Source organism: Novosphingobium sp. GW835-FHT14H07 (assembly GCF_058793515.1).
This window is the reverse complement of the sequence record NZ_JBXAFX010000002.1, coordinates 26,770-42,216: the sequence shown is the minus strand read 5'-3', so window position 1 is coordinate 42,216 and position 15,447 is coordinate 26,770. Positions and strand designations below refer to the sequence as shown.

Annotated in this window: 12 protein-coding genes; 8 read left to right on the top strand and 4 right to left on the bottom strand. The window is 63.0% G+C overall.

Translation table 11 applies throughout. The annotated features are described in order from the left end of the window. Positions 1–114 precede the first annotated feature (114 nt). Genes AC1Q5P_RS02175 through AC1Q5P_RS02160 form a run of 4 tightly spaced genes read left to right on the top strand, consistent with a single transcriptional unit; the run spans position 115 to position 4,040 of the window. Positions 115–999, top strand: a complete 885-nt coding sequence (locus AC1Q5P_RS02175; RefSeq protein WP_492518030.1) for a hypothetical protein — start codon at positions 115–117, stop codon at positions 997–999. Between the two features lie 5 nt (positions 1,000–1,004). Further along, a complete protein-coding gene (locus tag AC1Q5P_RS02170; protein ID WP_492518029.1) occupies positions 1,005–1,835 on the top strand; it encodes a sulfotransferase domain-containing protein in 831 nt (276 codons plus the stop codon). 47 nt (positions 1,836–1,882) lie between these two features. After that, entirely contained in the window at positions 1,883–2,149 is a 267-nt protein-coding gene (locus AC1Q5P_RS02165) for a PqqD family peptide modification chaperone (RefSeq protein ID WP_492518028.1), read from the top strand. A gap of 58 nt (positions 2,150–2,207) precedes the next feature. Next, entirely contained in the window at positions 2,208–4,040 is a 1,833-nt protein-coding gene (locus tag AC1Q5P_RS02160; protein ID WP_492518027.1) for an asparagine synthase-related protein, read from the top strand. Positions 4,041–4,072: 32 nt separating this feature from the next. Here AC1Q5P_RS02160 and AC1Q5P_RS02155 read toward each other — a convergent pair whose 3' ends face one another. The 4 genes from AC1Q5P_RS02155 to AC1Q5P_RS02140 form a co-directional block, all read right to left on the bottom strand. Further along, positions 4,073–4,900 (bottom strand): shikimate dehydrogenase, encoded by an 828-nt coding sequence (locus AC1Q5P_RS02155; RefSeq protein WP_492518026.1) that lies wholly within the window; start codon positions 4,898–4,900, stop codon positions 4,073–4,075. 54 nt (positions 4,901–4,954) lie between these two features. Beyond that, the gene (locus tag AC1Q5P_RS02150; RefSeq protein WP_492518025.1) at positions 4,955–7,870 is read right to left on the bottom strand and encodes a TonB-dependent receptor domain-containing protein; all 2,916 of its coding nucleotides are present in this window, start codon (positions 7,868–7,870) and stop codon (positions 4,955–4,957) included. A 140-nt stretch (positions 7,871–8,010) separates the two neighbouring features. After that, entirely contained in the window at positions 8,011–9,228 is a 1,218-nt protein-coding gene (locus AC1Q5P_RS02145; protein WP_492518024.1) for an MFS transporter, read from the bottom strand. Positions 9,229–9,301: 73 nt separating this feature from the next. Next, positions 9,302–10,132: a TetR/AcrR family transcriptional regulator gene (locus AC1Q5P_RS02140; protein ID WP_230487681.1), complete on the bottom strand. Its 831-nt coding sequence runs from the start codon at positions 10,130–10,132 to the stop codon at positions 9,302–9,304. Between the two features lie 99 nt (positions 10,133–10,231). Between AC1Q5P_RS02140 and AC1Q5P_RS02135 the strand changes: the two genes are divergently transcribed. From AC1Q5P_RS02135 to AC1Q5P_RS02120, 4 genes are read left to right on the top strand one after another with little or no spacing between them, the layout of a single operon-like run. Further along, the gene (locus AC1Q5P_RS02135; protein ID WP_492518023.1) at positions 10,232–12,097 is read left to right on the top strand and encodes a bifunctional sugar phosphate isomerase/epimerase/4-hydroxyphenylpyruvate dioxygenase family protein; all 1,866 of its coding nucleotides are present in this window, start codon (positions 10,232–10,234) and stop codon (positions 12,095–12,097) included. Then, on the top strand, positions 12,094–12,597 hold the full coding sequence (locus AC1Q5P_RS02130) for a DUF3237 domain-containing protein (RefSeq protein ID WP_492518022.1): 504 nt from the start codon (positions 12,094–12,096) through the stop codon (positions 12,595–12,597). The genes AC1Q5P_RS02135 and AC1Q5P_RS02130 overlap by 4 nt, the downstream gene beginning before the upstream one ends. A gap of 34 nt (positions 12,598–12,631) precedes the next feature. Further along, positions 12,632–13,630, top strand: coding sequence for an alpha/beta fold hydrolase (locus AC1Q5P_RS02125; RefSeq protein ID WP_492518021.1), 999 nt, complete (start codon positions 12,632–12,634; stop codon positions 13,628–13,630). Then, the gene (locus tag AC1Q5P_RS02120) at positions 13,627–15,186 is read left to right on the top strand and encodes a carboxylesterase/lipase family protein (protein WP_492518020.1); all 1,560 of its coding nucleotides are present in this window, start codon (positions 13,627–13,629) and stop codon (positions 15,184–15,186) included. Before AC1Q5P_RS02125 ends, AC1Q5P_RS02120 begins: the two co-directional genes overlap by 4 nt. Positions 15,187–15,447 lie beyond the last annotated feature (261 nt).

Below are 15,447 nucleotides of genomic sequence, written 5' to 3'. Positions count from 1 at the left end.
TTTAATCTGCATTGCGACTTGCATATGTCTGCTTGTCGGCGATAGTTCAGCATGATCGAGCCTCTTGGTCCCCCACCGTATACCTATCGAATGTCAGGACTGAATGTCCGATCCATGATCGCTTTGCCGATGCGGGCGGATACGGGGGCCGTCGAGGTAGCCGAGGCGGATGTGACAATGCATGTCGAGGATGTCCCCGAGCACCTTGAAGACATCCTGCACAGCGGCGCCAACTGGGAAATCAACCGGAACAGCTTCCTGCTGAACCTGCCGGATACCGGCCGCTTCATGGCTACGGACGGTAACCGCATCAGCATTTGCCCAGCGCCGGACATGCCAGTCGAGGACATACTGATATTCGCGACCGGGACGGGACTCTCGGCCATTCTGTACCAGCGCGGTGGGTTGTTGCTTCATGCCTCGTCGGTGGTTCACGAAGGTCGCGCCTACCTCTTCTGCGGGCCGAGCGGCGCCGGCAAATCCACTCTTTCTGCGGCTTTATGCCGCGCCGGATGCGATTTTCTGTCCGATGACATGTGTGCCATCATCCAGCCAGACCAAGGGCCGGCGATGGTGGAGCGCGATGGACGGGCGCTCCGCCTGTACGCTGACAGCATTGAACGCCTGGCACTGGGGGGCTCGACAGGCCCTCGCGTAAGACACCTCGTCGAGAAGTTTCACGTTGCTCCGCCGACGACGGCGGACCAAGGCGGAGCCGTGCCGATCGGGGCAATCTACATGTTGACAGCTTCCGATCCGGGACAGGCTCCTGCCATAACCCGGATGACACCCCTGAATGCGGCTCAAGCTCTCCTGCGGCAATCATACCGGCGTCAGATCGCGCTTTCCTATGCCAACCAGAGCGGGCTGGCGGGCCGCATCGGCGCGCTTGCAGCCGGGATCGGAGTCTATCACCTGAGCAGGCCTCGCGACCTGGAGCGTCTGGACGAGACGACTGCAGCATTGATGAAGCACTGGCAAAGTCCGAGCGTGGCGTAGCGATCGTGGCGACCCTACCGGCCGGACTGATCTGGCTCGCATCCTATCCCAAGTCCGGCAACACCTGGATGCGCGTCCTGTTTGCCAACTTGCTGACTGGCAGCGAACAACCTTGCAACATCAACCGGCTGTCCGAGGAAGAACTGCTGATAAGCCGCTGGCGGTTCTGCGACGAGCTTCTGGTGGAACCGGACAGCCTCTATTCGGCAGAGCTGGCGAAACTTCGCGCGATGCAAGGCGCGTTCGTCGCAAGGCGTCTTGAGAAACCTTTCATCTGCAAGACCCATGACAGGTTTGATACCGAAGTAACCGGACTGCCAGGAAGCCGCGGCCTGTACCTTGTCCGCGATCCCCGCGATGTCGCGATCTCTCTTTCGCATCACGCCGGCATTTCGATCGATGCAGCCATTGCACAGATGCTCGATGCGACGGCCCACTCCGACGGACCGATGCAGTTGCGCTACGCCTTGGGGGACTGGGCTTCGCATGTGACGGGCTGGACCACGCAAGAGGAAATTCCGGTTCAGGTCGTGCGATATGAGGATCTGCGGCAGGACACCAAAGCCGAATTTACCAGAATCATCGGGTGGTTGAATGGCACCGCCAGTTCTGCGGAAGTGGATCGAGCGATCGACCATTCGTCTCTTGGAGAACTGCAGCGCCAGGAGGCAACGCACGGCTTTCGCGAAAGCCTGCCGCAGCAAGAGCGCTTTTTCCGGTCGGGCAAGGCCGGGGAATGGCGCCAGGCGCTGACCCCTGGTCAGATCCGCAGGATCGAAGACGCATTTGGGCCGGTGATGGAACAGTGGGGCTATTCCCAGGTGCACCATGTCTGATCGCAGGCCGCACGTCTGATCGGCCGTACATTCCAAGGGAGTTACAGATGGGAAAATTGGTTCAGCGCGCGCGGGGCATGTTGGGCTCGGCTCAGGAGAACTCCACCTTGCTGCTCAATGTGCAGGCTGGGTGCTACCACGAATTGAACGAGGTGGCCTCGCGGATCTGGGAACTCCTCGCACAGCCTATCGACGAAGACGATATCGTTGCAACGCTTGAGGCCGAGTATGATGTGCCGGCTGCCGATTGCCGGGATCAGGTGATAGCATTTCTCCGCGAACTGAGGGAGCGCGGGATGCTGGAAGTGGTGTAACGGCGTGAAACTGATCTGCGGTATTGTGCGCCTGGATGATGCCTGCCCGCCAGAGCAAATGCTCGACGGCATGATTGAGGCGATGATTCCCGAGGGGCTGTCCCCCGCCGTCAGCCGCCAGACACATGGTCGCCTGAGCATGGCCATCCTGGATTTCTCACATGAAGGCGCGCGTCCGGTCGAGAAGGACGCGTGGATCGTAGCGGCAGATGTGCGACTGGATGTCTTCTCGGATTGTCCGGAGCAGATCTTTCTGACCAGCCTTGCCACGCATGGCGCGGACTTTCCCGATCGCATCAATGGCGACTTCGCCGTGGCGATGTGGGAGCAGAAGCAAAACGTCCTCTGGCTGGCCCGCGATTTCATCGGGGCAAGGCCCTTGGCCTGGACTCTGCGCGCGGGACGCTGGTTCGCGTTCGCCAGCCTGCCGAAAGGTCTTCACAAAGCCGGTGTGGCATCCGCGATTCCGGACCAGCCTGCCCATGCAATCAGACTGCGCCAGTCATTCTTTCGGGGCAGCGACAGTGGCTTTGCCGAAATCGCCTATCTCCCTGCCGGTCATAGCCTGCGGTTCAGTGTCGAGGACCAAGCTCCGCAGATTCATCGGGCATACCGCCCGGACGAAAGCGCCGTCGGCAAATGGACAGGAACCCGGGACGCTGCCGCCCGAAAGCTGAAAACGCTGCTCGACGAAGCCGTTCGGCGGCGTATGCCAACGGACAAGCCCGTCGCCTGCCACCTCAGCGGAGGGCTCGACAGTTCGGCGATAACGGCGCTGGCAGCGAAGGCCGCGCGCGGGCGCGGCGCCGGCGTCATCGCGCTAAGCATGACAACACTCAAGCCGATCGGCCCAGCGCAGCTCGATGAGCGCCCCTTGATCGAAGCTCTCCTGAAGCAATATCCGGACGTTGAACACCACGTGGTCCACGATTGCCTGCATATGCCCGGCCAGCCGGAGGATACGGACTGGCCGGGCGGTGTGATCGGCGGGCATGACGATCAGATGATGGCGCTGGCGGCCAAAGCCGGCGCAGATCGGGTCCTCAGCGGCGTCGGTGGCGACGAAGGAGCGACCTACAACGGCGCCAACCTTTACGCTGCCCTGTTCCTGAAGGGGGATATGCGAACTCTCGCCCGGGAACTCCGGTCGCGCGCCAGGACCGATGGCAAATCGCTGAAAGCCACGATCCGCGCTCGCCTTCTGAAACCCCTGCTTGCCAAGCTTCCGATGACGCGTCGCGGACCATCCCGTTCACCGATGGATGCAGCTTCAGGCATTCTCCGCTTCGTGAAACCCGCATTCAGGAGCGAAATCCTCGACAGAAGCATGCAGCCGATTCTCCAGGCGAATACGCCAAGGGAGCGAGTCACGGCCTTTGCGGATCATCATATCCCATCGCGTTGCACCTACTTCTCGATAATGGCTGCCCGCCATGGACTGGCGGTAACCTTTCCGATGCTTGATCGAACGGTCGTGGACTTCATGTTGTCTTTGCCGCTGCATCACTTCGTGCACGACGGGTACAGTCGCCAACCCTTCCGCACCGCCATGGAAGGCATCCTGCCCGACGAAGTCCGCTTGGCGCAGGTCAAGGTCGGATTATTCGACGAGCGCTTCATGGGCTACGCAGAGCTGAAAGAGAAACTGCTGCTGTCGCTTGATCTGCTGCGCGCCTCTGTCGATGGACAGTCGACGATCTTCGATCTGGACGCGATCGGCGCCGGGCTCCGGCTTTTACCCGATGCAGCAAGGCTGGATGATATTTCACAGCTGGGTCGTGCAGCGCTGGACAGGGACACACCGCCCTGGTTGCCATTGATGGCCGTGGAGTGCCTCATTGCTGCCCACCGACTTGGTTTCCGGCCCGAGATGAGCAGTCCATCGGTCTAGCCTGGCCGAGCTCGTGTCCTGCAGCTTTCGTACTACACAAGGCTGGACGCCATTCTGCTTCTGTCTGCAACGCGGCCAGTGATGATTTCGAATGCGCGGGCCGCCTGTCCGATGACCATGCCGATACCATTGATCGTGCGACACCCCCGCTGCCTGGCAAGGCAAAGCAGTTCCGTTTCGGGCGGGAAGTAGATGATATCGGCGACCCAGTGCCGCGCTTCGACGGCATCTTCGGCAATCGGCATACCGGGTTTGCCGTTCATGCCGATCGGCGTGGCGTTGACGATACCGTCAGCAACCGCCATCTCGACCGCATCGGGAGTAAGGGCGATGATCCGGGCATTGGTGAAACGCGCAGCAAGATCGTCTGCCAGGAGCCTTGCGCGGTTCTCGTCCACATCGACCAGTTGCAGCGTGCCGACCCCCAGCGAGAGCAGGGCATTGGCGACGGCAGCCCCCGCCCCTCCTGCACCGAGCTGGACCACATTGTTCAAGGCGACGCCCGGCAATCCTTCGGCAATGGAGTCCCGGAAGCCGGCCATGTCGGTATTGAAGCCGCACAGCTTGCCATCGCGGATGGATACGGTGTTGACTGCGCCCACGGAAAGCGCGGTCTCGTCGAGTTCATCAAGCAGCGATACCACGGCCTGCTTGAACGGATAGGTCACGTTGAAGCCGCTGTAGCCTTGGTCCAGCAGGCGCTTCAGGACCAGTGGAAGATCACTGTCGGCCCAGCCTCGCGCGGAAAAATCATAAAGGTCGTAACGCAAGGCGATACCCTGCGCCTGCGCTTCCTTCTCGTGCAACTCGGGCGAGCGCGAGGCGAGGATCGAACGTCCAAGAAGGCCGGAAAGGATCATTTGTGCCTTCGAAAAGCGTCCCGGCACCACGGGGATGCCGGGACATAGGGTGGATCAGAAGTTTAGGCGTGCGCCAAGATAGAACGAGCGACCGATCGGATCGTAGAGCGCAACGTCCGTGCCATTCTGCGAGCTCGCCACGAAGGGCAGGCCGCGATCGAACAGGTTGTTCACGCCGGCGCGAAACTCGATCGACTTGTTGACGCGAACAGTGCCGAACATGTCCCACAGCGCATAGGCACCCACGCCAACCTGGGCGGTGGCAGGAGTAAGGACCGAGGTCGTGTCCTTCATCGCGCTCTGGTAACGCCAGCGAAGGCCGAGCGTGGTGGCGTCCGAACGGTAGCCGAAGCTGGTGACCGACTTCCATTTCGGCGTGGCGCGCGGCGGAAGGCTGCTGACGCCTGCCGCACCGTTGCTGATGCCCGTGTAGTCGAGCTCTGCCGCGCCAGGGATCAGCTGCAGCTTGTACTTGTGCAGCCAGCCCACGGCCGCGTTCACGAACAGACGACCGCTGTCTCCACGCAGGATCGGTGACGGCACTGTCCAGTTCACCTGCGCCTCGACGCCATCGGTCTTGACCGATCCAAGGTTGAGGAACGGCGTGGCGACGTTGACCAGCTGCCCCGAGTTATCGCGCGAGAGCAGGCCGCAATAGAGGTTGGTCTTGTCGTAGCTGGGGTTCGAGCCATCGAGGTTGAAGCACTTCGACAGCACGGTCAGGCCGGGCACGGTCGAGATCACGTTCTTGACCGCGATATTGTAGTAGTCGACCGAAAGCGTGAAGTCCGACAGAAGCCCGCTCTGGAAGGGCGAATTGAGCACGAAGCCGAAATTGTAGGTATCGGCGCGTTCGGGCGTCAGGTTGGTGTTGCCCGAGACGAGCTGGCCGGTGGCCGTGGTCGGGAAGGTGTAGCTGGAGATTGCAGCCTGCGGAATGCCCTGTGCAACGCAGAGTTCTGCAACCTTGGCACCGTTGGCACCCGTGCGCGCGGTCGAGCGGATATCGCAAGGATCGCCCAGTGCGCCTGGCGGCGTGCCGATCACCAGCTGGTTGCCCTGCTGCGGCGAGAACAGTTCGCCGATGTTCGGCGCACGCACCGCGCGCTGGTAGCTGCCACGGAACAGCAGCGGCTCCACCGGCTTCCAGCGGGCGTCGACTTCGTAGCTGGTGACCCCGCCGGTGACCGAATAGTCGGAGTAGCGGATCGCGCCGCCGATGCCGAATTCCTCGATGAACGGCTTGTCGGCGATCAGCGGTACGTCAACCTGCGCAGCAAATTCCTTCACGGAGATGCGACCCGAGGCGGGCTGCGAGGCAATCACGGATTCGATGTTCTGGGCGCGAAGATCGCTGTCTGGAATGTAGTTGTAGCTGTTCCTGCGATAGCCTGCGACGAAGGCGATCTGGGCAGGGCCAGCGCCAAGATCGAACAGCTTGCCGTTGACCTGCAACTGGGCCTGCGTCTGGGACAGCTTCTCCTTCGAGAATGCGGTCTTGGTGATGTAGTCCACGCAGGCCTGCGACAGCGAGCGGGCGTTGGCATCACCGAAGATGTTGAAGCCGCCGGTGCAAAGCGAACGGCCACCGTCAGCCGCGTTCAGCAAGGTCTGGACGCGGCTCTTGACCACGGCGTCGTTGAGCTGCTGGTCATGGACCGACTGGTCGTAGGATGCATAGAGATCGAACGACCAGCCCGAGGTGATGTCCCCCTTCAGGCCGGCCATGTACTGCTGGACGACGTAGTTCTCGTCCCAGTTCTTGTAAGGCACGCCAACGTAGCGGCCATTCCAGGTGAACGGCGCATTGGGGTTGGGGCGCGAAGCGAGGATCGTGCGAAGGTCCTGCGGGATGAACGGATTGGTGACCGGGATCGTGGTCAGTGAACCGAACTGGGTGAGGCTGCCGCCTGACGCAGTCTTGACCGAAAGGTCGACGTACATGAACTGGCCATAGGCGGTGAGGCCCGGCGCAAGGTCGTAGTCGGCCTTGACGAAGGCAGTCTTGCGCTTGAGGCCATTGGCGAAATCGATCTGCTGGCCGACCGGCATGCGCACGTTGTTGCCGACGATCAGGTAGCCGTTTGAGCCGTTGGGACCCTTGTAGTTGCGCGCACCGGTCTGCGTGAACAACGTGCCATCATTGTTGAAACCGAGGTTCAGCAGCTGGAAATTGGCGGGCAGATTGCTGATGCCGTATCCCGAAAATACGGCCGACACGACTGCCGCGTCAGGAGCATTGGTCGCGCTCGGCACGAAGGTGCCGTTGCCGATGAACGACGAGGGCGTCTTGTCGAAGAAGAAGTCGCGGGTCGAGCCGTTCACCTGGTCCTGATGAGCATAGCTGAACGCCGCCATGACGTGACCACGATCCTCGGCAAAGCTCGATCCGAAAGCGAGCGAGCCGTTGAACTTGTAGGCATCGCCGCGGTCGCTGATCGAGTTCTGCACGTCGATGCGCACGCCGTCGAAAGCGCGCTGGGTCTTGAAGTTGACGACACCCGAGATGGCATCGGAACCGTAGATAGCCGACGCGCCGCCCGTGATGATGTCGACACCACCCATGATCGATTCAGGCAGGATGTTGATGTCCACGTTGCCATTGATATCCGACAGCGGCAGGCGCTTGCCATCAAGCAGCACGAGATTGCGGTTGGTGCCAAGGCCATGGAGGTTGACCGATGCGCGGCCACCCGTGCCCTGCCCGCCGGTGTTGGCGTTGCCCGCGGTCGTGAAGCTCGGAAACTGGTTCAACGCGTCCTGCAGATTGACCTGTCCGGTCTCCTTGAGCGCGGTCTCGCCCACCGAGACGATCGGGCTGACGGCGGTGTTGTTCGGTCGCGCGATCAGCGAGCCGGTAACGATGATTTCCTTGGTGTCGCCCGGCGCTTCAGCAGCTTGGTCCTCTGCACCATTCTGGGCCGCATCCTGAGCGAGCGCGGGCGCAGAGAGCGCGGCAGCTACGGTCAACAGGGACGCGGAAAACGCAAGGCGAGTGCCCCTCAAATTCATGGTCATCCTCCTCCAGGGGCAGCTGAATTCGCCGCCCTTCACCGAGGGTTCATTTATGTGACGAACTAGTCCCTGTCAAATAACTTGTGACTGGTTAGTTACACTTTGTGGCGTTCCACCAGAAACGCTGCTGCCGCACAGATGAGCAAGGGCGCGCAGTAGGCTCCGAAAAGCGCCGGTAACGGTGCGTTTGCCGCCATCAGGTAGCCGCCCAGCATCGGGCCGATCACCGCCCCGCCCCGGCCCACGCCAATGGCCCAACCCACGCCGGTGGCGCGCACCTCGCCGGGATAGGCGCCCGCCGCGATCGGCCAGACGCCATTGTATCCCCCCTGCAGGGTCACGCCGATCACGAAGGCGACGACCAGCGTCAGCCACACCGGCATTGCGATCGATCCGAAAGCCACCATCGCCACGCCCGCGCCGGTCAGCATCACGGGAACCAGCTTTCCCAGCGGCACGCGCAAGGCAAGGACGCTCATCGCCATCGTGCCGACGAAGGCACCAAGGTTGTAGAGCGCGCCAGCGTAAATACCGTTGGTCTCCGAAAGGCCCGCCGCGATCGACAGCTTCGGGATCCAGCTGACGATGAAGTAGAGCACCATCAGTCCGAAGAACACGGCACACCACAGGGCGATGGTCCGTGCGCGCAGGGCCGGAGCAAACAACTGGCCTACCTTGCCCGCCGAGGCGCGCCCCTGGCTCGCCTCAGGTTTCACATGAGGCAGGACCAGCCACGCTGCCGGCAACAGCGCCACCGTCAGCACCGCAGCGCCCAGCAGCATGGCCTGCCAGCCATGGATCGGAAGCGCATGCGCCACGATCAGCCCGGTGAACACCGCCGCAAAGGGATACCCTGCCTGTACCACGCCCACCGCCAGATTGCGCTGTGCGGGAGGCGCGCTCTCCGCGGCAAGCGCCGCCATCGCCGCGAGCACCGTTCCGATGCCCGAGCCCACGATTACCCGCATCGCGAACAGGAATGGCACGTTCGGAGCGATACTGCTGGCGAACATGCCGACCGACATCAGGCACAGCGCCGCAAGGATAACCGCGCGCCGCCCAAGCCGATCAGCCAGCGGGGCAATGAACATGCCGCCGATGGCCATGCCGAGAAGGCCAGCGCTGAACAGGTTGCCCATCGTTGCTGCGCCAATGCCCCATTCCGCCTGCAGTCGCGGAGCAATAAACGACAGGATCGTCACGTCCACGCCGTCGGCCATGTTGATCGCGAAGCACAGAGCAACGATGCCCAAGGCCTTGCGCGACCACTCCGTGGGGCCGTCGGCCATGGAATCGGGTGCGGGAAGTGCCATTCGTCCTCTCCTTTTGGCGCAAGGGCAGACGTCCGGCCGATCCATGGACGAGCAGCAATAGCTGCCCGGCCGGTCAGTCCTTCTTCGTCACCCAGGCCAGAATGATGTCCGCCACCTGCCCTGCCCGTCGCTCGATCGCCTCGGGGCTGGTCATGTCCACCCCGAAGTTGTGCGCGAAGGTGAACTGGTTGGAGACGTTGTAGAAACTCAATGCGGTCAGATTGAGATGCAGGTCCACCGGGTCGATGCCATCGCGGAAAGTACCTTCCGCCTGTCCCCGGGCGATGATGCTTTCGAGGATGCCGATGACCCGGCGGTTGCCTTGGGGCAGGCCCTCGATCTGCTTGAGATGTTCGGCGCGGTGGATGTTCTCGTTCATCACCAGTCGCACCAGTTCAGGATGGCGCGCGTGATAGCGCACGTCATGCTCGATCAGACGGCGCAGCGCGTCGGTAGCGCTGCCGCTCTCGATGTCGACTTCGGCCTCGCTCTCGCGGACGCGAGCATAAGCGCGTTGCAGGACGGCACGATAAAGCTCGTCCTTGCCTTCGAAGTAATAGTAGATCTTGCGCTTGGTCGCCTTGCCCGCGATCTCGTCGATCCTCGCCCCGGCCAGGCCCTTCTCGACAAATTCGTTGGTGGCGATGTCGATGATCTGGTTGATCGCCTGCTCGCGGCTTTCCGCGCGACTCCGGCGTTCCGGCTTCTTCGCTATTTCGCTCTCGGGCAAGATGGTGGTCTCCGCGACTGGCACGAGGTCCTCTCGCTCGCCATCGAGCGCCTGCCCCGTTGGCAGCGATGCTAGCGGGATTTTCGGCTGCGGTCTGCCCGTGACACAGCGCGCGCGCAGGTTTTCCCCGCCCATAAGCGCCGTTCCGGCCACCGCATCAGAAATTCCCTTCACATTCCTCCCCTTGCGCCCGCACTCCATTTATGTAACGAACTAGTCCCTAACATTTATAGATGTCAACCTCGCAAGAGCCGAGGCGACGGAGAGCCTGCAGTGCCCATCAAGACGTCCATCGCCACCGTTTCGATCAGTGGTACGCTCGATGCCAAGCTGCAGGCCATCGCTGCTGCCGGATACGACGGGGCCGAGATCTTCGAGAACGACCTTCTTTCGACGCACCTCTCGGCACGCGACATCTCAAGCATGATGGCTGATCTCGGCCTTGCCTGCACGATGTTCCAGCCGTTCCGCGATCTCGACGGATTGCCCGAACCGCAGCGCACCCGCGCGTTCGACCGGCTCGAGCGCAAGTTCGACGTCATGCAGGAACTTGGCACCGATCTGCTCCTGCTCTGCTCAAGCTGCTCAACCATCGCTTCAGCCGATCGCGCCCACACCATCGCCGATCTTCACGAAGCCGGGGAACGCGCCGCCGCACGCGGCCTGCGCATCGGCTACGAAGCGCTTGCCTGGGGCCGCCACGTCAACGATCACCGCGATGCCTGGAGCATCGTGCGCGACGTGGATCACCCGGCCATCGGTCTCGTGCTCGACAGCTTCCACTCGCTCTCGCGCCGCATCCCCTCCTCCAGCATCGGCGATATCCGCGCCGACAAGCTGTTCATTGTGCAAGTAGCCGACGCCCCGGTGCTCGACATGGACCTTCTGCAGTGGAGCCGCCACTTCCGCTCGATGCCGGGCCAAGGCGACTTTCCACTCGATGATTGGGCGCAGGCGATCCGCAAGATCGGCTACGACGGGTATTGGAGCCTCGAGATCTTCAACGACCGCTTCCGCGCAGGTTCGGCCAGCGGCGTGGCGCTCGATGGCTATCGCTCACTGCGCCTTCTGGAGGGCGGAATTGCGAAGCCCTCTGCCGCTGCCCCCACGTTGCCGCCGCGGGCCACCACCACGGGCGTCGAGTTCATCGAATTTGCCGCCAGCCACGAAGAAGCCGAGGCACTTGGCGCGATGCTCCGCCCGCTCGGCTTCCGACCCACCGCGCGCCATCGCAGCAAGGACGTTACCCGCTGGACGCAAGGCGCGGCGAGCATCGTCGTGAATTGCGAGCCCGAAGGCCTCGCCCACAGCTTTGACATGGTCCACGGCGCCGCCGTCTGCGCACTCGGACTTACCGTGCCGGACGTTCCCGCAGCGCTTTCTCGCGCCGACTTTCTGCGCGTCCCGCGGTTCGAGCAGGCAGTCGGCCCCGACGAATGGCCGATCCCGAGCGTGCGCGGCGTCGGAGGCAGCCTGATCTACCTCGTCGATGCAGCCAGCCGCGAGGCGATGTGGGCTCATGAGTTCCCTCACGCGCTCGAACCCGTAGCCGCGCCACTGCTGAACGGCGTCGACCACATTGCGCAGACCATGCAGTACGAGGAATTCCTCAGCTGGCTTCTGTTCTACGTCGCCCTGCTAGATGTTGAAAAGACGCCCCAGCTCGAGATCGCCGACCCGATGGGCCTCGTGCAGAGTCAGGCGGTTGAAAACGCCGATCGTTCGGTACGTTTCACGCTCAACGGCTCGCTCGCCAGCCAGTCGCTTACTTCGCGATTCGTGCAGAACTATTTCGGTGCGGGGGTGCAGCATATCGCGTTTGCCACGTCCGATGTCTTCGCCGTAGCCGAAGCTGCCCGCGCCGATGGCCTGCCGGTCCTCGAAATTCCGCGCAACTACTATGACGATCTCGAAGCGCGCTGGGGACTGGATCCCGGACTGATCGAGCGGATGGCTCGGCTCGGCATCCTCTACGACTGCGACGGCGAGGCGGAATACTTCCAGTTCTACAGTCGCGCCTTCGCCCGACGCGTCTTCTTCGAAGTGGTCGAGCGACGCGGATACGCCGGATACGGTGCAGCCAATGCCCCGATCCGCCTTGCCGCGCAAGCCAGACACAAACCCGAATATCTCGATTGAGGAAGCTCATGCGCCTGATCGCCACGATAGCCACCGCCGCGCTGGCAACTGCCACAAGCGCGCACGCCGCTGAACCCGCGCTCGAATTCGCCTTCGAGGAAACGGTCACGCTCGATGCCGATGTGACTGTCGGCCAGACCTCGCTTGGCACCCGCAACATCGTGCCCATTACAGGCGGCACCTTCGAAGGCCCCGGCATTCGCGGCACGATAATGGGCGGTGGCTGGGACTGGCAATTGCGGCGCGCCGATGGCTGCCTGCAGATCAAGGCTGATTACATGCTGCGCACCGATGACGGTGCCGTGATCAACGTCGTCAACACCGGCGTCAGTTGCCGCGCCAAGGACCCCAAGGCAGTCGTCCGTACCCACCCCGTCTTCGAAGCGCCGCAGGGCAAGTACGACTGGCTCTCGCAAGGCTGCTTCATCGGCACGCTCGATCCGGTGAGCCTGCCCGGTGGCAAGCGCGCGGTGCGCATCCGCTTCTACCGCGTCAGCTGAACGCGCAACGATGACAGACAAAGGAGAGGACAAGATGGCCCGTTTCACCCCACTGGCAGCGTTCGCCTGCGCTGCCCTGGTCGCTGCGCCCACCAGCGCCAAGACACCCGCCGAGCGCTCCGTCCCGGTCAATCCCGAACCGTCGATGGCCGACAAGTTCCCGCAGGTGGCGGTCGCCTTTCCCGGCGGGGTCAAGGCGTGGCGCGACGTGACCTATCAGGTCAACCCCGGCTACCGCCCGCAGATCGTCGACATCTATGTGCCCGCCGGCAAAGGCCCGCATCCGCTTGTGCTCTATATTCACGGCGGCGGATGGATGGGAGGCCATACCCGCCAGTCAGGTGCCTTCGACAACTTCCCGAAAATGCTCGCCGCCTTTGCCGCCGAGGGCTTCACCGTCGCCAGCGTCGAATATCGCCTGTCGGGCGAAGCGACCTTCCCGGCACAGGCCAAGGACATCTTTGCCGCCCTGCGCTTCCTGCGCCAGAACGCAGCGCAATATCACATCGATCCGTCGCGCGTCGGCGTGTTCGGCGGTTCGGCGGGGGGCCACCTCGCTGCACTTACGGGCCTTGCCTGCACCGACGGCAAGATCGACGCCACGCTCGATCCCGCCTCGACCAATGATGGCTGCGTGCAAGCCACCGCCGCTTGGTATGGCATCCACGATTTCGCCACGATGCCGCGCATAACGCAGAAGGATTCTGCCGAGCAGCGCCTGCTCGGCTGCAAGGACAGCACCTGCACGACCGAAGCGATCCGCGCCGCCAGCCCGATCAGCTATGTCGATGTCAAGGACGCACCGGTGCTACTGCTCCACGGCGTAGACGACAAGGTCGTGCCCGTTGGCCAGTCGCAACAGCTCGAAGCCGCGCTGAAGGCCGCAGGCGTTCCTGTGAGCGCCACCTACTACCCCGGCATCGACCACAGCTTCATGGGAGCGACGCCCGACGATACCCGCCGCACCTCGCTCAAGGCGATGAACGCGACCTTCGATTTCTTCCACGACAAGCTGGGGGTGCCGCGCAAGTGATCCGCAAGCTGATCGCGGCACTTTCCCTCGCCGCCGCACAGTCGGCGCTGGCCGAGCCAATCGAAGTCGACGGCGGTCAGATCGAAGGCGTCACCCTCCCCTCCGGAATCGAAGCATGGCTCGGCGTGCCCTTTGCCGCGCCGCCCCTGCGTGAACTGCGCTGGAAGTCACCACAGCCGGTGGAGCCCTGGTCGGGCCTTCGCCACGCCGACCGCTTCGCCCCCGAATGCCTCCAGCCCCTGCGCGGTTCGCTCCAGAACCATTACTTCGGCAACGAGGCGACCAGCGAGGACTGCCTCTACCTCAACATCTGGGCCCCGAAGAATGCCGCCAAGGCCCCCGTCGTGGTGTGGATCTACGGCGGCGGTTTCAACATCGGCTCGGCCTCGATGGCAAACTATTCGGGCGCACCACTGGCGCGCGATGGAGTGGTCCGGGTCAACCTCGCCTATCGCGTCGGTGCGCTGGGCTTTCTTGCCCACCCAGACCTTACCGGCGAAGCGGGCACTTCGGGCAACTATGGCTTGATGGACCAGATCGCCGCGCTCCAATGGGTTCAGCGCAATATCGCCAGGTTCGGTGGAGATCCTGCCAATGTCACCATTGTCGGCCAATCGGCAGGGGCAATGTCAGTCTCGCTGCTGCAGGCGTCTCCGCTCGCCAAGGGCCTGTTTGCAAAGGCCGTTGCCATGAGCGGCAGCGCGTTCGGTGGCATGCTCGGCCCCATCTCGCTGGCCACGGCGGAAGAGCAGGGCCTTGCCCTGCAAAAGGAACTTGGTGCAGCCTCGCTAACCGAAATGCGCGGCCTCCCCGGTGACCGCTTCATTTCCGCAACAACGCCCAGAAGTCCTATCGTCCGCGACGGCAAGGTCGTCACCGGCTCCAACGAAGAGGTTTTCGCTGCGCGCCAACAGTCCGACGTTCCGATACTGATCGGCTACACCCGCGACGAGAGCTTTCGCCCCTTCGCACCTGCGGACAACAGCCTCGGCCTCGCTGCCGCCGTCCGCGAACGCTATCCCGCGAGCGCCGACGCGATCCTGAAGGCATATGCTTCAAGCGGCCCGCGCGCCGCTACCGACATCGCGCGCGATGGCTCGGTGGGCCTGCAGATGGGTGACTGGGCACTGGCGCAGCGCAAGTATGGAAGAGCACCCACCTATGCCTATCTGTTCACCCGACGCCAGCCCTATGCGCCGGGTATCAGGTTCAGCGATCACGATCCGGCCACGGTCGGGGCCTACCACACCGGCGACGTGCCCTACTGGCTGCGCACGCGAGATTCGCTCAACCTGTTCCGCCAGACCCGCATCTGGGAGCCAACCGATGAGTCGCTCGAGAACGAGATGGCAGGAGCGCTGCTCTCGTTCGCCCGCACCGGCGTTCCTGCCAGCACCACGGTCGGCTCATGGCCCGCGTTCAGGCCGGAAAAGCCGCAACTCGTCTGGCTTGGGGAAAAATTGTCGGTGGTAACCTGGCCGCATCTTAGCGACTTTGCCCTGCTGCGGGATGGCAAAGCCCCAACCCGGCCCGCATCTTCACGGCCACGAGATTGACGCGCCCATTCTACAGGTTTTTCTGCGCGGGACTTGTGGCACTGCTCGCGTCTGCGCCGGGACGTGGTCAGCCCGCCGAATGCAGTCCCGATGCAGAGCTTACCTATCTCTGCGGCCTGCAGAAGCCGGAAGATTTGCTGGCCGTGCCCGGCACGTCATGGTTGGTCGTAAGCGGATTTGCGAAAGGCGCCGGCCTGAAACTGGTCGACGCCCGTACACGATCCTACCGACAATGGTATACTGGCGAGGAAAGCCAGCTTG

Bases quoted from the DNA above. Each gene is read 5' to 3' on its own strand.
- AC1Q5P_RS02175 (WP_492518030.1), top strand. From the start codon at position 115: ATGATCGCTTTGCCGATGCGGGCGGATACGGGGGCCGTCGAGGTAGCC.
- AC1Q5P_RS02160 (WP_492518027.1), top strand. From the start codon at position 2,208: ATGCTCGACGGCATGATTGAGGCGATGATTCCCGAGGGGCTGTCCCCC.
- AC1Q5P_RS02165 (WP_492518028.1), top strand. From the start codon at position 1,883: ATGGGAAAATTGGTTCAGCGCGCGCGGGGCATGTTGGGCTCGGCTCAG.
- AC1Q5P_RS02155 (WP_492518026.1), bottom strand. From the start codon at position 4,900: ATGATCCTTTCCGGCCTTCTTGGACGTTCGATCCTCGCCTCGCGCTCG.
- AC1Q5P_RS02145 (WP_492518024.1), bottom strand. From the start codon at position 9,228: ATGGCACTTCCCGCACCCGATTCCATGGCCGACGGCCCCACGGAGTGG.
- AC1Q5P_RS02125 (WP_492518021.1), top strand. From the start codon at position 12,632: ATGGCCCGTTTCACCCCACTGGCAGCGTTCGCCTGCGCTGCCCTGGTC.